Raw genomic sequence first — 21,917 nt, forward strand, 5'->3', positions numbered from 1 at the left:
TGCTCGTCGAAAGGAAGCATGATGGGTTGGCTATCTCTCGACTATCGGCCTACGGGCCTCTCTTAGGACATTCCGCTCGATACGGGCGCAAGGGTGCGCGTTGCCCGGAGTATAGGCCGCGTTGATCTGCGGGGGGGATGTAGTCTTCAAACAAGAAGGGGATACGCGTGGTCTTTCACAGCATCCTGTTCGAAAAGCCGGAAGACGGCCCAAGGCACGACGATACGCCGGAGCCGCCGTTTTTCGGCGACCTCAATCTCGATCAGATCGTCTCGGCAGTCACGCTGGGACGGGACGATTACAACCTAAAACCATTCTTCCACACCGAGCTGACGCGCGAGGAGGCGATCACCTACCGGCATGAGGTCATGCAGGATCTCGACAATGCAGCCGTGCTCGACAGCATCAACGCCTTCGCTGCGGGCATGCGCCAGATGCGCCAGCATCTGGCGCAGGCGGAGAAGCTTCACTACCCGATGCAAAGTGAGTGGTGGCGCCTCGAAGCGATCGCGGTGTATTGCAAGACACTCGAGACTTTTGCCCATGATTTGCCGCTGGCGGCGCCCGGATCGAAAGGTCTGCGAGAGTTCCATCGAACGCTGAGCGGGTATGTTGCATCAGCTCGCTTTCGGTCGCTCATGCATGATGCGGTCCATATCAAGGAGAGTCTGGCGGCGATCCGATATTGCATTCGCGTCAAGGGGAGCTCGGTCACGGTGCTTCACTATGATGCAGAGATCGATCAGAGTGCCGACGTCCTGAGTATCTTCGGAAAGTTCAAGCAAGGCACGGTTAAGGATCACAGCGCAGAGCTGCGCGACTGGCTGGACATGAACCATGTGGAAGCCCGTGTACTGGATTTCGTCGCGCAGTTGCACCCTCAGGTGTTCGTCGAACTCGCTACGTATTGCGCGAACAACGCGGACTATCTCGACGCCACGATCCAGACGTTCGATCGTGAAGTTCAGTTTTATCTGGCGTACCGCGACTACGTCAGCATCTGCAAATCAGCGGGTTTGAGCTTTTGCTATCCACGGATGTCGTCAACCAGCAAAGCGATGCATTGCGACGAGACGTTCGATCTGGCGCTCGCGTACAAGCTCATGATCGAAAAATCACACGTGGTCTGTAACGATTGCCATCTCGATGGCGAAGAACGCCTGATTGTCGTATCGGGTCCCAACAACGGTGGAAAAACGACCTTTGCCCGCACCTTCGGCCAACTGCACTACCTGGCGAAGATAGGTTGTCCGGTACCAGGCCGGAACGCTGCGCTTTTTCTGTGCGACCAGTTGTTTACGCACTTCGAGCGCGAAGAGAATACGAAAGATCTGCGCGGCAAGCTCCAGGACGACCTGATGCGTGTCCATCAAATCCTGGCGCATGCCACGTCACGAAGCGTCATCATCATGAACGAAATATTCAGTTCTACAACGCTGACCGACGCGCTGTTCCTGAGCAAGAAAATCATCGGCGAGATACTGGAACGCGATGCCTTGTGCGTTTGCGTGACCTTTATCGAAGAGCTCGCTCATCTCGACGAACGGGCAGTGAGCATGGTGAGCGAAGTCAAGCCCGAAGACCCGGCTTCCCGCACCTTCCGGGTGAGAAGAAGGCCCGCCGATGGCCGGGCGTATGCAGTGTCGGTCGCAGCGCTTTATGGCCTGACCTATGATCATCTGACGGAGCGGCTCGGACTATGAAGGCCCATCTTTTATACCGGGACCGGGACCTGGATATGTGCCAGGAGGCAGTGTGGAATGAGGCGGCGCTCGTACAGGACCTAGAGTTGAACGCGCTCTATCAGGCCATGGCGCAGGGCGATGCGTTTGTCTGCGACGTGACCAAACGAGTGGTCCCAGCGAGTTCCATCAATCTGGACGAAATTACTTATCGTCAGGCAATCGTTAGCGATTGCATCATCTTCGAAGCGGTAGTGAGGCAGATATACGCTATCGCGATCGAGGGGATTGAAACGAAGCGAAAGTGCTATTACGGGGTGTTTTCGGGGTCACCCGGTTCGGTGCTGCACGGCGCACGTGACCTGATTCAGCAATTCGTGGGCGTGTTGAAGAAGATACGAGATCTCGCCGACACGCAGGCGGCGCAGTTTCGATCGGAAGGGTTCACTCAATTTTTTTCAATGATCCAGCGGGAGTTAACGGACGAGTATTTCGTGACAATTCAGCGTTGCCTCAAGGAGCTCAGGTTCAGCCACGGCGTGCTGATCAGTGCGGGGCTGGGCCAGGGCAACAAGGGAATCCACTACGTGCTTCGGAAACCTCACGAGAAGGATCCCAATCTTCTGAGGCGGTTATTCGCAAAACGGCCGCGCTCGTTGACGTTTCACATCGCGGACCGGGATGAGGCCGGCGCCAGAGCAGTGTCGGACCTGGAGGCACGCGGCATCAATCTCGTCGCGAATGCACTTGCCCAGTCAGCGGAACACATACTCAGCTTTTTCACGATGCTGCGCACTGAACTGGCTTTCTACATCGGATGCGTCAATCTGCATCACCAACTGACGCGCCTGCGCCTGGCCGTGTGCGTTCCCGTGCCACGCGAACGCACTGACAGGAGGCTCGCCTTTGATGGGCTGTACGACGCCAGCCTGGCACTGCGCACCGCGCATGCCCCTGTCGGCAACGACGTAACTGGGGATGGCCGCGGCCTCGTTGTCATCACCGGTGCAAATCAAGGCGGCAAGTCGACGTTCTTACGCGGCGTCGGGCAGGCGCAGGTCATGATGCAATGCGGAATGTTCGTAGCGGCGGCATCGTTTTCGGCGAACGTATGCGACGGGATCTTTACGCATTACAAGCGCGAGGAAGACGCGTCGATGAAGAGCGGAAAGCTCGATGAGGAACTCAAGCGGATGAGCGAAATCGTCGATCACATTCGCGAACACTCGCTGCTGCTGTGCAACGAGTCATTCGCGGCAACCAACGAGCGCGAAGGTTCCGAGATCGCGCGCCAGATCATCGCGGCGTTGTTGCGAAAGCGCGTAAAAATTGTACTGGTGACGCATCTGTACGCGCTGGCTCACGGGCTGCATGAGCAGAAGGCGCAGAGCATGATGTTCCTGAGAGCGGAGCGGCGTGCGGACGGCGAGCGTACATTCAAGTTGACGGAGGCTGAACCCTTGCAAACCAGCTATGGGGAAGATCTGTACAGGCGAATATTCCTCTCGAAAGACGAATCGGAAGCACATGCTGAGCCCATCTCCGTCAGTCTGTCGAAAGTTGAAGAATCGGACTCGTAAGGACGCGTATCCCACGCGCAGTGGTCAATTACGAGTGCTACACTCGATTGACGGAGATGGCATTCCTCCGCGAACCGCCGGCCAGGCCGGCTGATGATGCCTACAAGTTCCCGGGTCAGGAAGCTGTAGGCGTGTGTTCGCGCGGTCCTGCTGCCCAGATTTGACATCGCTCGAATCGGGTTCATATGCATATCCCTATAGTTTCACAAGTTCGCGCGTCCACAGTCCGCCGTATCGGATTGCAACGCATTGTCCGACGCCAATCGCGCACGGCCGGTTCGTCCGGGATGCAGCCGGCGCGACCTTGGCCACTTCCCGCAAGCGGCGCGCGGGCACGCCTCGCCTCCGTTGCGGCCCAGCACATGGCGCGCTCTGTGTGCAGCGCGAAAGATGTCCCGCCTATACCGCTGTCCCTACGCATTTCGCTGCGGCGTGCCTGCGCGCAGCGTTGGTTCTTATTTCTCCCTTGAGCCAATCGGAGTTACCCATGAAAGGCAGTCAGCTAACGGTGTTCGCAGCTAACCAGAGCCATCGCAAGAATCATATGACGATGGTCGATTGGATCCTGGACGAAGCGAAGAAGGCCAATATTCATGGTGCTTCTGTGATCGAAGTGACCGAAGCTATCGACGCACATGGCAAATATCATGCAGCGCGTTTCTTCGAACTGGTCGACCAGCCGGTGGCGGTCACTGTGGCGGCCGAGGACGCGAACGTCGATGCGTTGCTCGACCGCCTCAAGCAGGGCGGTGTTCCACTTTTCTATACCCGGTGTCCTATCGAGTACGAAGTGCTTGGTGCAAAGGGAGGCGCGTAATGGGCTTCAATGCTATTCCGACTGGCGAGAATGTACCCCATGAGGTAGGTACCCCATGAGGTCAACGCCATCATCGAGATCCCGATGAAGGACTCAGCCACATCAAACGGTCGTGATCTGTCCGCTACGGTGACGAAAACGAACAAATGCTTCACGCGGAGGTTCCGCTGGGCACGTTCAGGCGTGCCCCAAGGATCGCGTCCGCGAACTCGACGAATCCGGCGCCGCCCGGACCGCGGGTGATCCATGCGGGCGGCGTTGGCAGTTGCGGTAGGTAATCAACTACGGTGCTCACTCCGACCGTATGTTTGAAGAAGCTGAACATCGGCGCATCATTAGTTGAGTCGCCGGAGTAAGCGACCAACTCAGTTGCGACTTCTGCGCCAATCCCAAATGTCTCAGCAAGCACCCGTAGCGACATCGACAACTTGTCGTAGCCACCAATCCAGCCCAGCACCCAAAGGTTGTTCAGGGTTGCATTAGCCCCCGCGTCAATGAGCGCTTCGACGATGCGGTCATCCAAATCGGTCCCGGAACGCCTGTATGCAAGACTGGTCAACCGAAAGGCCTGGTCGTCCGCCTGTCGTGCCTGAGGCACTGCCTTTTCGACAATTCCGGAGATGGTTTGGAGCTGCTTGCGCATGTCTGCAAAACTCTCATGCGCATGCCAGTATTTCCGCTCGACGCTGTGTCCGTTGCCGCTTCGTCTGAGAAAAAGGCCGCCATTCTCTGCAATAACGCCATCGACTGGCCACATCCGCGCCATCTGATCGCACCAACCAGCGGGAGCGGCGGTAACAGGTACCACCCGAATGCCCTGAGCTTGCAACCGTTCGAGAGCCATGTATGTGGTTGCGGCCAGGCGTCCCTTATAGGTCAATGTCTCGTCCATGTCGGTGAGTACGAATTGGACGGTGGAGAATTGATCGCCTGGAGCTAACGACAATTGCTGCATGTTCTTCTTCATAAAATAAATGACAGCAATTATGAAGGTCGATGCGAGGACCGTTCTTCCCATTTCTGGATTGTTTATTATGACGAAAGCTGAAGGCGAGTTGAACGACTCGCCAAGCCGCCCAATGCCCGCTGTACCTCTGTCAACGAACGCGTTCGACAACCGGTCCGACGACCGGTCCGACGACCGGACATGGGCCGGCCTCTGCCTGCCGCTGATCGGCCGCACGCGCATGGTCCATAATCCGCCTTTAAAACACAGCAGCCGCGCGGCCTATAGGGGAGGGGAGAGAATGAAAGCCAGGGCGACCATCATATGCAGTCGGGACGGCAAGGTACTTTTGGTCGCGCGCACGCGGTCACGGTGGTCGTTGCCCGGTGGCACCATAAAGTGTTCCGAGTCGCCGCTGGACGCCGCCCGGCGCGAACTGGAAGAAGAGACTTCGCTCGTTGGTACAGCGTTCACGTACCTGTTCCAGTTTGGCGGTCTCAGCAAACGACATCTCGTTTTCTTCGTCGATCTTCCTCAGGACGCGTCCCCCGAACCGCGTAACGAAATTTCGAGGTGTAGATGGTTCAGCCCGATAAAAATATCGACGCTCATCACCAGCATACCGACCCGGGAAATCGTCGATCTTTTTTGCACGCACGAGACTCACGGTGAAACGCTGTCAGCGGTCACCGACAAACGGAACGGGCCAACCACCGTTGATGTCGCCGACACGGCTTCACAACGGGTCTAAAGCCAAGCTATCAAGGGGTAATTCGTGATCGGCAATATCGAGCTTCTATCTCGCCTCCTCCTGGCGGCTCTACTCGGCAGCGTCATCGGCTTTGAGCGCGAAAGAATGAACTGGGCGGCAGGTTTGCGCACGCACATGCTTGTATGTGTCGGTGCGGCGTTGATGATGCTGGTTTCTGCGTTCGGATTTGCCGATGTGCTGGGAGCGAAGAACGTCGTGCTCGATCCTTCCCGGGTCGCCGCCCAGGTGGTATCGGGCATTGGGTTCCTGGGAGCGGGGTCGATCCTGCTGCGTGGCGAAATCGTGCGCGGGTTGACCACCGCCGCCAGCCTCTGGTCGGTCGCAGGAATCGGTCTGGCGGTCGGTGGCGGCATGTACACCGCAGCCGTCGGCGCGACGGTCATCATCTTTATCATTCTTGCCGGAGTGAAGCCGCTGGAGCGTCGATTCATTGCGGTCAAACAGGAGCGCAACATAACCCTCCTGGTCGAGCGCGGCAGCGTATCACTCGACAGTGTTCACAACGCTCTGGGTAAGGGAAGCGTTCGAGTCAAGCAGTTCATCGTCCAGCAATCTGAAGACGACCCTGAACTCGACCACGTACAGATTGGGCTATCGCGAGCGGCAGCCAGTGAGTTCGAGACGATCCGTACACGGCTGGCAGCAATGTCGGGTGTCCGTGAATGCAGGAATGGCAGTTGAAGGTGGAAGGCCATGAAGCGTACATATGAATATGGAGCGCTAATCGGCGAGCTAACGTGAGCGGCAGCGGCATAACAATGTCCGGTGCCCCCAAGCGTTGAGACGGTCGTTTTGCCTGAGCCGAAGTTCACTTGTGGCCGCTCAACCCCAAACCGGGAATGGAGTTGTTGCAGGATGAATCAGCATGGCACAACGATCACCCCGATCACCAGAGGCCAGCGCTTTCAATATTGCTTTTGTTCAACACATTTCCGATACGTGTCGACGCTGACACGCACCGGATTTCGCCGAAGCTGCGATACCTCTCGTTATTGCTCGCGCGGTATTGCTCGCGCTGTACGCCCAATATCGCACTGCACAATCGTGCGTCACCGGACCTATGAACTAGAATGAATAGTGGCAGGGGCCCTTGTCAGTCTGGTAGCGTGTCGTAGCACCGCACAGCGGACCTCTCGCGGCGGGAGGCGCCCATTGCGCCACGGGAGGTGGGTGATGAACGGCTATCAACTGACGTTCTATACCGAGCAGAACCGCAAGCACGGCCACCAGACCGTATGCGAGTGGTTGTTACATGAGGTTCGCCAACTTGGGATCCGCGGTGCGACCGTCATCAGCTGCGCAGAAGGCATCGGCCACGCGGGTGCGCATCACGCGGCGCACATGCTGAAACTCACCGATCAGCCGCTGCAGATCATTCTTGCTGTGACGGAGGACGAGGCCGAGCACATTCTGAATGTCGTGCGTGCCGAAAACGTGCACGTGTTCTATACGCGCTTTCCCATCGAGTTCGGAATCATCGGCGATGATTTACCGCCTAAGCCGTCGAAGCATTTTTCGCTCTACGGCCGCTCGCCTAGATAGTTGGACGCCGACCTTGCACACATCGGCGCGTCACCTATACTCAAGTTTGAATCTGGCGGAGATGGCATTCCTCCCTAACCGCCGCTAGCAGCTTAGCGGCTAATGATGCCTACATGGTCCCCGGGCGCTTCGGGGCCGGTAGGCATTTTTACGCCGGCTCTTCTTGTTTGAGCATCCCGGGCATATTGTTGCCTACAAGAACACAAGAATATGGGATGTATCAGCGAGTCGCCGTGTTGCAGTCGTTCCTGCCTTCGCCACCGCGTCTGGTCGCGTCATTGTCTGGCGATCCGCGCGTGCGTTGAGACGCGTCCACATCGCAGTGCAAGCGAGCCCTTCGTTTCAGCGGAGGGCGCATGAGCACGCGCGACATCGCTCTCCAGGTGGCCCAGGTCGTAACCGTCATCGCAGTGTCCCCGCTGCTGCAGGGCGTCATCCTGCAATGGGAAGAGCGTGTGCAACGCGCACGGGGCCCTGGCATCTTCCAACCGTATCGGGATCTGTGGAAGCTCTTCCACAAGCAACTCGTGGTACCCGAAACCGCCTCGTGGATCTACTGGGCTGCGCCCGTCGTGGCGTTCACCTGCATGCTCACGGTACCGATCCTCATCCCGGTGCTTACCGACTTTCCACTGCCGCTATCCGATATGGGCGACATCCTGGGCGGAGGCCTCATCCTGACGCTCGGGTCATTTGTTGTTGTACTCGCGGGGCTTGATTCAGGTAGCGCTTATGGCGGCATTGGCTCGAGCCGCTCGGTGATGCTTGGCATCCTCGCGGAGCCGACGCTCATCCTCGTGCTGGTCGGTATTACGCTCCTCGCCAAAGCCATGCTGCCGTTCGTCGTGAATCATCTGCTGGTGGCACAACCTTCCGTGTACTGGAGTCCGGCACATCTTTTTCTCGTGTTCGCCTTCTTTGTTTTGCTGCTCGTGGAAACAGACCGTCTGCCGATCCATTCGAGCACGCACATCGAGGTGTACATGATCGAAGAGGCGCGCATCCTCGAGTATTCGGGTTCACTTCTCGCGCTGCTCAAGTGGGCGTCGATGATGAAGCAGTTCATTCTTTACACCATCTTTTGCAATGTGTTGACGTTGCCGTGGGGACTTTCGCAACGGGGTACGGCCTTAGGTGTACTGGGTGCCGCGATCGGGCTTTTCCTGCGCATGCTGATGATTGCACTCGTCGTGGTGCTGGTCGAGACGGCGCAATCCCGCTTGCGCTTCTTCCGTTATCAGGAGCCGCTTGCTGCATCGTTCATGCTGGCGGTGCTTGCGATCGCCGCCAACCAGCTTAGGTGACCCCCTTAGGTGACACATCATGCTGCTCGCCCATCTGAGTCCGCTTGCCGCATCCCTGTTCAGCCTGCTGGCGATCGGCAGCCTCCTGCTTGCGTTCGTGATGCTGGGTTCGCGCTGGTTGAAAGACTACCTGCTCGCGTTCATGGCCGAGTCGTGGCTGATCGCGGCGCTCTCCGGAGCCGTGGGTTACTACGGCAACTATCACGAGCTGTACCTGATCGCAATCCTGACTGCGTTCTTCCGGGGACTGGTGCTGCCTTATCTGATCTGGCGAATCATCGTTCGGCTGAAAGTCGAGCGCGAGTTGCATGTCATCCTGCAGCCGAGCTCAAGCATCGTGCTCGGCGCGCTTCTGGTGCTCTTTGCTTTTGTCGTATCGAACCATCTGGGCAACGCGCTGGGTTTCGGCGGCACCGTGGTCGTGCTGGCGCTCACGGTGATGCTTTCGATGAAGCTCATTGGCTTCCTGATGCTGGCAGTGCGTCATGAGGCGATCAGCCAGGTGCTTGGCCTGCTGATCCTGGAGAACGGCATTTTCCTCGGCTCGCAAATCCTCGTGCCCGGCATGCCGATGTTGATCGAACTGGTGTTGCTCTTCGATCTGCTCGTCATCGTCGTGAGCTTCGGTGTGTTGGTCCGCTATCTGGTCGAGCACGTCGGCAGCACGAGCAGCCGTGAACTCACGCGGTTGGTGGGGTGACCATGATTGGAACGTGGAGCATCGTGATCGTTGTTTCACCCCTCGTTGCTGCAGTGATTTGCGCCGCGTTCCGGCATGCGCGCGTCGCTGAGTATGCGAACCTGATCGCGTCGTTCGTCTGCGTGCTCGCGGCAGTTTCGCTGGCGTGCAACGTCAAGGACGGGTATCGCTTTCTGCACGATTATGTAGTGGTCGACGCTTTGGCCGTCTGGACGCTGGTCTGCACCGCGCTGGTGTATTGCCTCGCTTCGATCTACGCCGTTGGCTACATGCGCTTGCTCGCCGAGGAACGCGAACGCTTGCCGAACTTCTATGCGCTCTTTGCTCTGTTCGCGGTAACGATGATCTGCGGACCGATCATGAACAATATCGGTGTCTACTGGATCGCGATCGAGCTGACCACGCTCGTCAGCACATTCCTCGTCGGCTTCGAGCGCGGCCGGGAAGCGATCGAAGCGGCATGGAAATACATCATCGTGGTGTCGGCGGGCATCAGCCTTGCGCTGCTCGGGACCGTGCTCCTCTACTGGGCGGGAAGTCTCGTCATTGGCCCGACCTACGACATGACCTGGGACGCGCTGCGCCATGCGGCCCCACAGATGAGTCCTGCTCTCACCCAGATGGCGTTCCTGCTCGTGCTGGTGGGCTATGGCACGAAAGCGGGCCTCGCGCCGATGCATACCTGGCTGCCCGACGCACACAGCGAGGGTCCCGCACCAGTGTCCGCCATGCTCTCCGGTGCGCTTTTGAATACGGCGATGCTGGGCATCGCGCGGTTCCTGACCATCACGGATGCCGAGAGTTCCTCGCTGTTGCCGCGCACGGTGCTCGTCGCGTTCGGTGCGTTTTCGCTGTTCGTCGCCGCGCTCTTCATCGTGAAGCAGCAGGGCATCAAGCGGCTGATGGCCTATTCCAGCGTCGAGCACATGGGCGTGCTGGCGCTCGGATTCGGATTCGGCGGCCCACTGGCGATCGCCGCAGTGCTGTATCACATGCTCAACCATTCACTGAACAAGTCGCTCATGTTCTTTGGCGCCGGCAACGTCATGCGCGTATTCGGCACCAAGGACATGGGCGAAATACGCAATGTGTGGACCCGTTTTCCGGTCACGGGCGCGCTGTGGCTGGCCGGTGCCGTAGCGATCACGGGTGCACCACCGTTCGGCCTGTTCCTGAGCGAACTGACATTGATGCGCGCCGGCATGGCGAGCTCGAACGCCTGGGCCGTGATCGTGATGTTGCTGCTGCTGATTGTTATCTTCATCGGCTTTCTCAACCACTTCCGCGCCATGTACTTTGAAACCCGGCCAACGGCAGACACGGGCGGGACGAATAGCACGGTGAGCGTGAGCGCCTGGATGACGGTTCCGATGTGGCTCGCCCTGATGCCGGTGCTGGTCCTCGGCATGTGGTGGCCGCAAGACCTGTGGCGCTTCTTCGAACGGGTCGCCGCTGATCTGGGAGGAGCTGCGCGATGAACAACTGCACGCTCAAGACCGTAACGCCTGCCGAACTCAACGCGGCCGCCGCCGATCTTCTTGATCATGGAGGGCGCATGCAGGTTGCGTATGCGTGGTTTCCGAGACCGGATAGGCCGGAACTGCGCTATATCGCGACCGTGCCCGGCCGGCGGGAGTTCATGGGCTGGCGCGTCGATGCCGGCGAAGCACCGGTTCAGAGCCTTGCCAATAAGTTTCCGCTGCTCGGCTGGCATGAGCGCGAGATCATGGAAATGAGCGGTGTTGTGTTTGCCGGCCATCCGGAGCCGGAGCGCCTGGTAACCGCGTTTTTGCCGCTGACGGCGCGTGGGCCGCTCGAACCGGCAGATACGTCGCGTGCAAGCGTAGCGGGCTCGCTTGCAGCATCGACGCTGCCGCAGATGTCCGGCAAGCACGTCCAGCGATTGCCGTTCGGTCCCGTGCGAGCGGATGTCGTCGAGTCCGCCCAGTTCATTTTCTACTACGTCGGCGAAGGCATTCTTCACTATCACCCGAACCTGTTCCTCAAGCACCGCGGGATGGAGAAACAATTCGAGGGGATCGACATTGAACGAGGCGTTCTGCTGGCCGAGCGTGTGTCGGGCGTGGACACTGTCGCGCATGCGCTTGCTTATGCGCAGGCCGTCGAGGACGCCTCGGGGTGCATCCCGCCGCCGCGCGCACGGTGGCTTCGTGTCATCGCGGCGGAACTCGAGCGTACCTACAACCACTTGCACTACCTCGGCCACTTGTGCCATACGACGACGCTGAAGGTTGGCGAGGCCCAGGGCAAGCTGCTGGAGGAGCGGGCGAAGCAAATGAATGCGCTTGCATCGGGTAGCCGACTATTGCGCAGCATTGTCTGGCCGGGTGGCGTACGCCGGGATCTGGACGTGGTTGCGATTTCCCAAGGCGTCGCGACGCTCCGACGCGAACTGGACCGGTACGTCGATCTCATCGAGCGGACCACCAGTCATCTCGACCGTCTTATATCCACCGCGCCGCTCAGTCAGCAGCTCGCCTTTGATCAAGGCGCTACCGGGCCGATCGAGCGGGCGTCAGGCATCGATCGTGATCTCAGGCGGGATCATCCGTATGCCGCGTACGGTGAACTGCCGCCCGCTGTCGCGACCCGTAGCGAGGGCGATGCGTATGCCCGGATGAAGGTGCGTATCGCGGAACTCCGGGCGAGTCTGGAACTGCTCGACGACGCCATCATGCGCGGCGTTCCTGCTGGACCGCTGCTTGAGCCTTGTCGTCGCGTGCCGAACGCGGAGGGGCTCGGGTGGGCGGAATCGTCGCGTGGGAGCGTACTCTACGCGCTGCACTTCGACGACCGGTCACGCATTGCGCGCGCGAAGATCAAGTCGCCTTCGTTTTCGAACTGGCGGGTTTTTCCCTTCACCGTGCATGACAGCAACATGATGGACTATGCGATCAACGAGGCAAGTTTCGGTTTGACCATTTCGGGTTGTGCACGATAGGACGGAGCGGTTATGTCTCTATGGACCTGGTTCGGCTTGACCAGCGGCAGCGCCAGTACCGGCTGGCCGCTCAAGGGTGACGCGCACGGCCAGCAAGGCGTGCTTGGCATGCCGCGGTATGACGCGGCCAAATGCCAGGAGGGGTGCGACGCATGCGTGCAGGCGTGCGTGACGCATGCCATCACGTTTTCGCCGGAGCTTGGTGAGAATGCGCGTCCAGAGGTGGACTGGGGCCGCTGCATTGTCTGCCAGCTCTGTACTGAAGCGTGTCCGACAGGCGCTTTTACACCGTCTGAAGATTGGGCGCTCGGTGTGAGGCAGCGCGACGACCTGGTGTGGGCCGAGGGGCTCGCGTCCGATGCAGCCAGGGATCAAGCCAGCGATCTCTCCGATCAAACGCGCCGACCGTTTCGGCGTAGCCTCCATATCCGCCACGTCGACGCAGGATCGTGCAATGGCTGCGAATCGGAATTGCAGGCGTTGAACAATCCGTTCTACAACCTGCATCGGCTCGGCATCTTCTTCACGGCGTCCCCGCGCTCGGCCGATGTCCTGCTCGTCACCGGCCCCGTGACGCATGCGATGCGCGCGCCGCTGCTGCAGACCTATGAGGCGATGCCGGACCCGAAGTGGGTCATCGCGACGGGCACGTGCGCGGTGTCGGGTGGTGTCACGGGCGGCAATTACGCGTGCGGCAACGGGCTTGATGGCGTCTTGCCGGTCGACATCTATCTGCCGGGCTGCCCGCCGAACCCGGCTGCGATCATTCACGCGCTGCTGTTGCTCCTTGGCCGTGCCGAGCAACGGATGCGAGGAGGACAGCTTGAGCGCTGATCTGATTCTGGCCGCGAGCGCACTGTGGTTCGCCGCCGCCATCCTTTCGCCGCTGCGCCCGGTTCGCGTGTTGGTCAGATATTCGCTGACCGCCGGTTGCGTACTGGGAGTCGTTGCGTGTCTGCTCGCTTTGCCTACTGCGACGCCGCGCGTCGAATTTCCGTTTGCGCTCGCGTCGCAGCGAATCGCGTTCAAGCTTGAGCCGTCAGCGCTATGGCTATTGGGCTTTGGTCTGGTACCGGCCACCTTCGCCTGCTGGCTGGGCTCGCCGCTCTCGGGTCGCACAGGGACGTGGTGGATGGGTGCATCGCTGAGCTTGTTGGGTGCGTTGGGCGTGTTCGGCCTGCAAGACGGCATCTCGATGCTCGTCGCCTGGGAGGTGATGAGCCTGGGCGGAGCGGTGATGCTCGCAGGCGAGCGCGCACGCGACACCAATGGCAACGCCGTGCTGCTCATGCTTGCGCTGCTCGAGGTGGGCGCAATCGCACTCGTCCTCGCGATCCTGCTGCTGGACCACGCGGCGGGCGGCATCAGCTTCGACGCGTTCAGTGCTCATGCGCCCCACGCGTCAGCGCTTCTGTCGTGGGTGGCCGGCGTCGCGCTGCTTGTCGGCTTCGGCGCGAAGCTCGGCCTCATCCCCTTCTATGAGTGGTTTCCGCGTGCGTACTCGAGCGGTAGCGGTGCGACCGGCGTGCTCTTTTCCGGGGTCGTACTGAACGCGGCGTATTTCGCGCTGAGCCGTGGCTGGAATAGCTGGCTGGGCGTCGCGAGCGATAGCGGCACCGCATTCGGATTGGGTGTCGTCGCGATTGCAATCGGCGTGGTCAGCGCGGTGCTGGCGATTTTGTTCGCGTTCCAGCAGGACGACTGGAGAGCGTTGCTTAGCTACTCGTCGGCGGAGAACGCGTCGGTCGCGGTGGCGATGCTCGGCGTGACGCAACTCTTTCGCAGTGACCAACTGGGCGACCTCGCGGGACTCGCGTGGACCGTCGCGTTGCTTCACCTCGCCGGCCACTCGCTCGCCAAAGGTGCGCTCTTTCTGGTCGCCGACGGCATCCAGGCGTCGACCGGCACCTACGATATCGTGCCGCGCGGGTGGCTCAAAAATAGCGGTTTCATGCTAGGGCTCGGCGCGGCCTTTGCCGTGATGAGCCTCGCCTCGGTTCCACCGCAAGCGGGATTCGTCAGTGAATGGTATGTCTTCCAAACGGTGTTTCAAGGCTTTCATCTCTCGGCCTTCACAGGACGCCTCGCGCTCGTACTGGCTGGAGCGGGCCTCGCACTCGCGGCAGCGGTGGCGCTTGCTACGTTCGTGAAGCTGTTCGGGTTGGGGCTCCTGGGCATGCCGGATGTCGACTACGCGCGGCCGGTGCCGCGACGGAATGCGGCAGTCGTCGGGACGCTGGGACTATGCGTGCTCGCAGTGGCCGTCGGTGCACCGCTCTGGCTCAACGCGCTGGCGAGCGGTGCCCAGACGCTGTTCCAAGTCAACAGTCCCCAGGCAATGGTTGCGGGATGGCTGCTGGTACCGTTGACCGGCAAGTTCGCTTTTATCTCGCCGTCGAAGCTCATCATTGTGATGCCGTTGCTGGCGCTTCTGCCGCTCGCACTCCTGAGGCTCACGAAAACGCGTCCGGTGCGGCGCACGGCGGTCTGGTTCGGTGGCATGACCCCGGATGGTCGCGAGGCGATGACCACGCCGCTGACATTCTCGAACGCGATGCGCACGTTCTATAGCTTCGTATATCAACCGACGATGAGCACCGAGCGCGAACACGAACAGCGCGAGTACTTTATCAAGCGGCTGGTTTTCTCCGAGGGCGTGACCGATCTGTTCGAGCGGCATCTGTTCGCGCCTGCGACGCGGATCGTGACGTGGTCCGCCGAGAAGTTGCGTGCATTGCAGTCCGGTAACCTGAATTTCTATCTCGCACTGATCGGCGGATTGCTTGTCGCGATACTGGCCTTGACGCTGGTATAGATCGCTTGCGAAGGGCAGGGTGCGTCCCCTTGCAGAATACTGGCGAACGCGCTGTTGTGACCGTATGTCATGCGCCTCTTGGCGCACGCCGTTGTTGCGTTGCGCAAATTTAATCCGTAAAATCCGTGTTTCTGGAGATGGCATTCCTCCAAACAACCGCCGATCCTTCGGCTGATGATGCCTACGAGTTCCTGGGTGCAGGAGGTCGTAGGTCGTCCGTGCGACGCCCTGTCGCCCAGGTTTGATGTTCTGCAAACCTAAAAATCATGAAACGTCTCAAGTCTGTCGAACAGATCGCCATGGTGCCGTATCTGGCGCGTTGGCTGCTGCTTTCCTCTGTGCTGGGCACCCTGGCCGGGTCCGCCTCCGCACTTTTCCTCTTTGCATTGGACCGCGCCACTGATACACGCCTGGATCATCCGTGGCTCGTCTGGTTGCTGCCGTTCGCGGGGTTCCTGACCGGCTGGATCTATCACCGCGTCGGCAAGAGCGTCGAGGGCGGTAACAACCTGCTGATCGACGAGATTCACGATCCGCAGAAGATCGTGCCCAAGCGCATGGCGCCGCTCGTGTTGGTGGCCACCGTGATCACTCACTTGTTCGGTGGCTCTGCGGGCCGCGAGGGCACAGCGGTCCAGATGGGCGGGGCGCTGGCTGACCGGGTCACGCACCTCTTCGATCTAGGTCGAGAGGATCGTCGCATCCTGCTGATGGCCGGCATCGCAGCGGGCTTTTCGTCGGTCTTCGGCACGCCTCTCGCCGGTGCGATCTTCGGCCTTGAGGTGCTTGCGATCGGCCGCCTGCGCTATGACGCGTTGCTGGCGTGTCTCGCCGCGTCTGTCGTGGCCGACGCGGTATGCCGTCTATGGGGCATTCACCACACCGTGTATTCGATCCCGTTCGTGCCGCCCGTCACGGCCCTCGGGTTTGGATCCGCGATCATTGCCGGTATCGCATTCGGTGTAGTGGGGATGCTCTTTGCCGACTCGACGCATGCGTTGTCCTCCCTCATCAAACGCAAGATCGCCTATGCGCCTTTTCGGCCCGTAGTTGGTGGTGCCGTGGTGGCGATCCTTGCCACCGTCCTGAACGTTCCGCAGTACCTGGGTCTCGGGATACCGACCATCGTGCAGGCCTTCAACGGCCCATTGCCCGTCTATGACTTTGCCGGCAAATTCGCCTTCACCGTGGTCACGCTTGCGTCAGGATTCAAGGGCGGCGAGGTGACTCCGCTCTTCTATATTGGCGCCACGCTTGGCAACGCACTGGGTCACATCCTGGCGTTGCCGATACCGGTGCTCGCGGGGCTCGGCTTTGTCGCCGTGTTCGCCGGTGCGGCGAACACCCCGATCGCGTCGACGGTGATGGCAATCGAACTCTTTGGTCCTCAGATCGGCGTGTATGCCGCCTTGGCGTGCGTGGTCAGTTACCTCTTTTCCGGCCACACGGGAATTTACCGCGCCCAACGAGTCGGCCACGCAAAACATCCGCTCATTCCAGCCGGCATGCGCTTGGCCGATATCCCGGCCTGGCGCCGCGCGCGCCGCAAGGCCGCGACCGTCTCCGCGCAATCCTGAACGCTTCGAACACTTTCCTGCCCATCACCATGACTCAGCTGATTTCACTTCGCCTGTATTTCCACCATTCCGAAAGGGCTCGTCCGACACGCTTCTGGCATCGGGTGTCGCGACCGAGTCTTGCCTCGCACTTACTTCGCCATGCGAAGGAAGCGGGTATCGAACAGGCACTCTTGCATCGCGTCCATGCGGGTTACCTGAAAGGTGACCGGCTGCATCACGAACACATCGAGATTGCGCATCACCGTTTTCCGCACTGTATCGAACTCATTGACCTGGATGCCAAGGTGCGCGACTTCTGGCGTACACATGGCAAAGGGCTCGACAACGTGAGGGCAATTTTCTTGCCGTGCGAACTACCGATGCAGGCGACGTGACCAACAGCCACGCGGGCGGAGTCGACCATGAAACCATAGACCAGGATGCGGTTGGCAGGGCAGTTCACAGTGCTCGGGTTTGCGGTGCTCGTGACCCAGGTCATGGCCTGGATGCTGTGTCCACGGCCGTGAATTCTGTTTATGGCAGCATCTCGCCCGTCTGGTTTGCGGCTTTCAGTGCGTTGACGGTGCCTTTCCCCACGCGCGTTACGTCAAGCTTGTTCCCTGCACGTCGGAAAGCCCTTAGTCGAACAGTGACTCGAGATTCGGAGTGTCGTTCTGAGGCGCGTCCAGCTTCAAGGTCTCTGCGACATGCGCCAGATGTTCAGTCATGCAGGACGCCGCGAGTTCGGCGTCGCCTGCCTCGATGGCATCGATAAGATGGACGTGTTCCGTGTGCGGGCATGCGGGCACGTTCGGCTTGTCGTAGAGCGTGATGATCAGGCAGGTGAGCGACGTCAATTCGCGCATCAGTCGCAGCAGGATCTCGCTGTCAGCCATCTCCGCGATGAGCGTGTGAAATTCGCCGGACAGACGGATGATCGTCGGACGGTCATCCTTTGCGCGCGCTTCTTTTTCTAGCCGGCTATGCCGGCGCAACGCGCGAATCTGCGCCGGCGTGATCGTATTGCATAGCATGCGTACCATATCCGGTTCGACCATGCGGCGCGTCACGAACACATCCCGTGCCTGTTTGACACTAGGACTGGCGATAAATGCGCCACGGTTAGGGACCAACGTGACGAGTCCCTCGTGCGCCAGCCTGCCCAAGACCTCGCGAATCTTGGTGCGGCTAACGCCTGCCAGCTCCGCCAGCCGATCCTCGATAAGACGCGTACCCGGCGCCAGCCGCTGCTCCTGCACGGCTTTGTGCAGCCGTGCGTAGATTTCTTCATTGCTATAAGTCTTGCCGGATCGCGCCGCCTCAGCGGGCTCGAGAAAGGGCGCAGCCAAAAATCTCTCCTGTCGATAACCTGAAATCAATCGGTTCGGCTTGTATACAGTTTGTATACAAAGTAATAAGCGGACATAGGTACAGCATCAGCTTCATTATAAAGTGGCTTGAGCGGGATTTAAAGCAACTTCCGATAACGAAGAGCACATGAAGACAGGCAGCAGCCTTGCATCGCACCGCAGCAGTGCTGAAAATCGTTCTAGCGGTGCCGCTTTGCACAGATACAGTACTTCGTGAGTCCATGCACATGTTGTGAGCACCGGGCAGGAAACCTATCCCGCTTGGGGCAAATCGCTTGTCCAGCATTGCATACGATCACTAAAATAATTGCATGCAATAGACTCTACATTCTGGCATGAAGCTTGCGCCAATGTGGTTGGCGCTCCTCACCACCGATCAATCCAACAGGCGGATATTGAAATGGCGAGGGCGAAAGGAGATTCACAAAACGATGTCTGACTCCATCATGACAAAACGGACTTTGCTCGGCATGCTGACGCCATCGTCCAACACCACGCTCGAGCCCGTGACGGCTGCGATGCTGGCTGGACTGTCCGAGGTCAGCGCGCACTTTGGACGTTTTCGCGTGACCGAAATCGGGCTCACCGATCGCGCGCTCGATCAATTCAACGACAAGGAAATCCTGGCGGCCGTCGACCTGCTTGCCGATGCCCGCCTCGACGTGATCGCGTGGAATGGGACGTCCGCAGGGTGGCTGGGTTTCGATGCCGACGAGCGTTTGTGCCGCCTGATCACTGAGCGCACCGGCATTGCCGCATGCACGTCGGTCCTTGCGCTCAACGAGATTTTCGAGCGCAAGGGAGTGCGCCACTTTGGTCTCGTCACGCCGTATCGCGACGATGTGCAGGAACGGATCGTCCGAAACTATGCCAGCTCCGGATTCGAATGCGTCGCGGAGCGGCATTTGAAGCTGCAGGACAATTTTTCCTTTTCGGAAGTCAGCGCGAGCCAGATCCATACGATGGTGCGTGAGGTTGCGGCGTCGAAGCCCGATGCGATCGCTATCTTGTGCACCAATCTGGCGGGCGCGCCGCTCGCAGCCGAACTCGAATCTGAACTCGGCATTCCGATCTACGACTCGATATCGACGGCAGTGTGGAAATCGTTGCAACTCGCACGCGTCGATACCGCTCGCGTCAAAGGATGGGGCCGCCTGTTCGCGGACCTGACGTGATTAACGAAACCTTCGACCTCGTCATCCGCCGCGCGGACATTGCCACTGCTGTGGACCGCTTTCACGCGGACATCGGCATCATCGGCGGACGCATTGCGGCGCTCGGCGTGAAGCTCGCCGCCGGCTTGCAGGAGATAGATGCGAACGGGCGGCTGGTCACGCCAGGCGGCGTGGACGGACACTGCCACCTCGACCAGCCGACGGGCGACGACTCGGTGATGGCCGACGATTTTACGAGCGGCACGGTATCGGCTGCATGCGGCGGAACCACAACCGTCATCCCATTCGCGTGCCAGCAGAAGGGCCAGTCGCTTCGCGCGGCGATTGACGACTATCACCGGCGCGCCGAGGGCCGGGCGGTGATCGACTATGCGTTTCACCTGATCGTGACCGATCCGACGCCGCACGTTATTCACGAAGAATTGCCGCAACTGATCGAAGAGGGCTACACGTCGTTCAAGATCTATATGACGTACGACGCGCTCAAGCTCGATGACCGGCAGATGATCGAGGTCCTGGCCACAGCCCGCAAACATGGCGCGATGACCATGATCCATGCGGAGAACGCCGACTGCATCGCGTGGCTTACCGAGGCGCTGCTCGAACAGGGCATCACCGCGCCTATCGGGCACGCGCTTTCACGGCCCATGCTGGTCGAACGCGAGGCGACGCATCGGGCAATCAGTCTCGCCGAGCTCGTCGATACGCCGATCCTGATCGTTCACGTGTCGGGTGCGGAGGCGATCGACCAGATTCGGTGGGCGCAAGGGCGGGGACTGTCGGTGTTTGCCGAGACCTGTCCGCATTATCTGCTGCTCACCGATGACATGCTCGACGACGGCGCGCGCGGATACCAGTGCATCTGCAGCCCGCCGCCACGCGACGAGGCGAACCGCCAGGCGGTCTGGGATGGCTTGAATAACGGTACGTTCCAGTTGGTGTCATCGGACCATGCGCCGTTCACATACGCGGGCCCTGGCGGCAAGTTGACAGCGGGCGACAACCCGTCGTTCGATCGCGTGCCGAACGGTATGCCGGGGATCGAAACCCGCATGCCGTTGCTGATGTCGGACGGCGTGCTGAGCGGACGCATCGACATTCATGCATTTGTCGCGCTGACGGCGACAAATGCGGCGAAGCTTTACGGGCTCTATCCGGCAAAAGGATCGATCGCGATTGGCAGCGACGCCGACCTGGTGATCTGGGATACGGAGCACGAGTTCGTGCTGAGCAACGACCATCTGCATCACAACGTCGACTACACGCCGTATGAGGGCTGGCGGATGAGGGCGTGGCCCGCCTGCACGCTTTCGCGTGGCGAAGTGGTCTGGGACGGTACCCGGCCCACGGGCGCATATGGGCGGGGCCTGTTTTTGAAGGCGCTGAGGCCGCAACTCGCGCGGCCGCGACATCCGCTCGAACCGCGCATCGGGCCGCACAAGGTTCTGTCCGGATTCGCGATGCCAGCAGCGTATCGGTTCCAGCCCTGATGCACGGGACCTCACCGGACCTCACAGGAGATCGGCCATGTATTCAGGCATTCGCGCGGCGCACCCGACGTGCCACTTTCATCTCAAGGTTTCGACATGACGGCAGAGACGAGCACCCGCGGGCGTCAGGGCGTTGCCGTCGCGCTGGAAAATATCCAGCACCGATTCGGCGCGACGTCCGTCATAGAGGATCTCAATCTCTCGATCGAGGGTGGCGAACTGGTCGCGCTGCTGGGGCCATCCGGCTGCGGCAAGAGCACGTTGCTGCGGATTCTTGCCGGCTTGCTCAGGCAAAGCCACGGCTCGGTGCGCATTGGTGCGGACACGGTCGACCGTCTTTCCACCAGCGAGCGCGGCGCGGGTATCGTGTTTCAAAGCTATGCGCTGTTTCCGCACATGTCGGTTGAAGACAATGTCGCCTATGGTATGCGTGCCCGGGGCGTACCGAAATCGGAATGCGCGAGGACGGTCGCGGCGATGCTGGAGATGGTCAAGATGACGGCCTACAGCAAGCGCTATCCGCGCGAGCTGTCGGGTGGCCAGCAGCAGCGGGTCGCGCTCGCCCGCACACTCGCGGTCCGTCCCAAGGTGCTGCTGCTCGACGAGCCGTTCGCCGCGCTCGACAAGAATCTGCGGCTCGATATGCAGATCGAGATCAAACGTATCCAGCGAGAACTCGGCATCACCACGTTGTTGGTCACGCATGATCAGGAAGAGGCGATGTCGATGGCGGACCGGCTCGCGGTCATGAACGCCGGCCGGGTCGAGCAGTTCGATTCGCCCGAGGCGATTTACGACACGCCGTCGTCGCTATTTGTCGCGACCTTTGTTGGCACGGCGAATCTGCTGCCGGGCAGGCTCGCCCGGGATGCGGACGGCCGCTTCTCGGTGGCCTGCGCGACAGGCGGCCAGATGATGCTGCAACGCGCCACGCCTTGCTCCCGTAGCGGCGGGGTGGTGCTTGCCGCGAGGCCCGAGCATCTGGTGATGGGCATGCCGTCGCAGACATCGCTCGATGCTACCGTCGAGATGGCCCTGCCGCTCGGCGCTTCGGTGCTGTACGAGCTGTCACTGGCGGATGGCCAGCCGATAAAAATCACACAACCGCGGCGAGCGGAAGCGCCGCGCTTCGCCGTTGGGCAACGGGTCGGCGTGAGCCTGCGCTCGGATTCCCCCGCCAGCGTGTTTGCGGCCTGAACGGGG

General features: G+C 60.3%; 19 protein-coding genes and 3 riboswitches. Of the genes, 17 read left to right on the plus strand and 2 right to left on the minus strand.

What is annotated here, in order from left to right; translation table 11 throughout:
• Window positions 1–167 precede the first annotated feature (167 nt).
• The 3 genes from HB376_RS41750 (at window position 168) to HB376_RS21565 (ending at window position 4,079) form a co-directional block, all read left to right on the plus strand.
• Window positions 168–1,703 carry a hypothetical protein gene (locus tag HB376_RS41750; RefSeq protein ID WP_213765699.1) on the plus strand — a complete coding sequence of 512 codons (1,536 nt, stop codon included), beginning with the start codon at window positions 168–170 and terminating at the stop codon, window positions 1,701–1,703.
• Window positions 1,700–3,262 (plus strand): DNA mismatch repair protein MutS, encoded by a 1,563-nt coding sequence (locus tag HB376_RS21560; RefSeq protein ID WP_213765700.1) that lies wholly within the window; start codon window positions 1,700–1,702, stop codon window positions 3,260–3,262. Before HB376_RS41750 ends, HB376_RS21560 begins: the two co-directional genes overlap by 4 nt.
• A gap of 43 nt (window positions 3,263–3,305) precedes the next feature.
• A riboswitch (Fluoride riboswitch) is annotated at window positions 3,306–3,372 on the plus strand.
• Between the two features lie 377 nt (window positions 3,373–3,749).
• Window positions 3,750–4,079, plus strand: coding sequence for a DUF190 domain-containing protein (locus HB376_RS21565; RefSeq protein ID WP_213765701.1), 330 nt, complete (start codon window positions 3,750–3,752; stop codon window positions 4,077–4,079).
• A 151-nt stretch (window positions 4,080–4,230) separates the two neighbouring features.
• Here HB376_RS21565 and HB376_RS21570 read toward each other — a convergent pair whose 3' ends face one another.
• Window positions 4,231–5,034 carry an HAD-IIB family hydrolase gene (locus HB376_RS21570; protein WP_213765702.1) on the minus strand — a complete coding sequence of 268 codons (804 nt, stop codon included), beginning with the start codon at window positions 5,032–5,034 and terminating at the stop codon, window positions 4,231–4,233.
• 292 nt (window positions 5,035–5,326) lie between these two features.
• Here HB376_RS21570 and HB376_RS21575 point away from each other — a divergent pair, with 292 nt between their 5' ends.
• From HB376_RS21575 to HB376_RS21625, 11 genes are all read left to right on the plus strand, one after another.
• Window positions 5,327–5,776 carry an NUDIX hydrolase gene (locus HB376_RS21575; RefSeq protein WP_213765765.1) on the plus strand — a complete coding sequence of 150 codons (450 nt, stop codon included), beginning with the start codon at window positions 5,327–5,329 and terminating at the stop codon, window positions 5,774–5,776.
• A 24-nt stretch (window positions 5,777–5,800) separates the two neighbouring features.
• On the plus strand, window positions 5,801–6,478 hold the full coding sequence (locus HB376_RS21580; protein WP_213765703.1) for an MgtC/SapB family protein: 678 nt from the start codon (window positions 5,801–5,803) through the stop codon (window positions 6,476–6,478).
• A 492-nt stretch (window positions 6,479–6,970) separates the two neighbouring features.
• The gene (locus HB376_RS21585) at window positions 6,971–7,339 is read left to right on the plus strand and encodes a DUF190 domain-containing protein (RefSeq protein ID WP_213765704.1); all 369 of its coding nucleotides are present in this window, start codon (window positions 6,971–6,973) and stop codon (window positions 7,337–7,339) included.
• Between the two features lie 48 nt (window positions 7,340–7,387).
• Window positions 7,388–7,458: riboswitch (Fluoride riboswitch) on the plus strand.
• Window positions 7,459–7,695: 237 nt separating this feature from the next.
• Window positions 7,696–8,643, plus strand: coding sequence for an NADH-quinone oxidoreductase subunit H (locus HB376_RS21590; RefSeq protein ID WP_213765705.1), 948 nt, complete (start codon window positions 7,696–7,698; stop codon window positions 8,641–8,643).
• A 19-nt stretch (window positions 8,644–8,662) separates the two neighbouring features.
• A complete protein-coding gene (locus tag HB376_RS21595) occupies window positions 8,663–9,343 on the plus strand; it encodes a hydrogenase (RefSeq protein ID WP_213765706.1) in 681 nt (226 codons plus the stop codon).
• Between the two features lie 2 nt (window positions 9,344–9,345).
• Window positions 9,346–10,821 carry a hydrogenase 4 subunit F gene (locus HB376_RS21600; protein ID WP_213765707.1) on the plus strand — a complete coding sequence of 492 codons (1,476 nt, stop codon included), beginning with the start codon at window positions 9,346–9,348 and terminating at the stop codon, window positions 10,819–10,821.
• Window positions 10,818–12,305, plus strand: coding sequence for an NADH-quinone oxidoreductase subunit C (locus HB376_RS21605; protein ID WP_213765708.1), 1,488 nt, complete (start codon window positions 10,818–10,820; stop codon window positions 12,303–12,305). The genes HB376_RS21600 and HB376_RS21605 overlap by 4 nt, the downstream gene beginning before the upstream one ends.
• A gap of 12 nt (window positions 12,306–12,317) precedes the next feature.
• Window positions 12,318–13,139, plus strand: a complete 822-nt coding sequence (gene nuoB / locus HB376_RS21610; RefSeq protein ID WP_213765709.1) for an NADH-quinone oxidoreductase subunit NuoB — start codon at window positions 12,318–12,320, stop codon at window positions 13,137–13,139.
• Window positions 13,129–15,120, plus strand: a complete 1,992-nt coding sequence (locus HB376_RS21615) for a proton-conducting transporter membrane subunit (protein ID WP_213765710.1) — start codon at window positions 13,129–13,131, stop codon at window positions 15,118–15,120. Before nuoB ends, HB376_RS21615 begins: the two co-directional genes overlap by 11 nt.
• Window positions 15,121–15,244: 124 nt before the next feature.
• A riboswitch (Fluoride riboswitch) is annotated at window positions 15,245–15,311 on the plus strand.
• 75 nt (window positions 15,312–15,386) lie between these two features.
• Window positions 15,387–16,697 (plus strand): voltage-gated chloride channel family protein, encoded by a 1,311-nt coding sequence (locus HB376_RS21620; protein WP_213765711.1) that lies wholly within the window; start codon window positions 15,387–15,389, stop codon window positions 16,695–16,697.
• A 29-nt stretch (window positions 16,698–16,726) separates the two neighbouring features.
• Complete coding sequence (locus HB376_RS21625; RefSeq protein ID WP_213765712.1) at window positions 16,727–17,074, plus strand: DUF190 domain-containing protein; 348 nt, start codon at window positions 16,727–16,729, stop codon at window positions 17,072–17,074.
• A 243-nt stretch (window positions 17,075–17,317) separates the two neighbouring features.
• Here the strand turns inward: HB376_RS21625 and HB376_RS21630 are convergent, their stop codons facing one another.
• Window positions 17,318–18,028: a GntR family transcriptional regulator gene (locus tag HB376_RS21630; protein ID WP_218627332.1), complete on the minus strand. Its 711-nt coding sequence runs from the start codon at window positions 18,026–18,028 to the stop codon at window positions 17,318–17,320.
• Between the two features lie 467 nt (window positions 18,029–18,495).
• Between HB376_RS21630 and HB376_RS21635 the strand changes: the two genes are divergently transcribed.
• From HB376_RS21635 to HB376_RS21645, 3 genes are all read left to right on the plus strand, one after another.
• Window positions 18,496–19,224: an aspartate/glutamate racemase family protein gene (locus tag HB376_RS21635; protein WP_213765767.1), complete on the plus strand. Its 729-nt coding sequence runs from the start codon at window positions 18,496–18,498 to the stop codon at window positions 19,222–19,224.
• Complete coding sequence (gene hydA / locus HB376_RS21640) at window positions 19,224–20,714, plus strand: dihydropyrimidinase (RefSeq protein WP_346730547.1); 1,491 nt, start codon at window positions 19,224–19,226, stop codon at window positions 20,712–20,714. The genes HB376_RS21635 and hydA overlap by 1 nt, the downstream gene beginning before the upstream one ends.
• 96 nt (window positions 20,715–20,810) lie before the next feature.
• Window positions 20,811–21,911 (plus strand): ABC transporter ATP-binding protein, encoded by a 1,101-nt coding sequence (locus HB376_RS21645; protein ID WP_213765714.1) that lies wholly within the window; start codon window positions 20,811–20,813, stop codon window positions 21,909–21,911.
• Window positions 21,912–21,917: the final 6 nt, after the last annotated feature.

Source organism: Caballeronia sp. dw_19 (assembly GCF_018449515.1).
GTDB lineage: Bacteria > Pseudomonadota > Gammaproteobacteria > Burkholderiales > Burkholderiaceae > Caballeronia.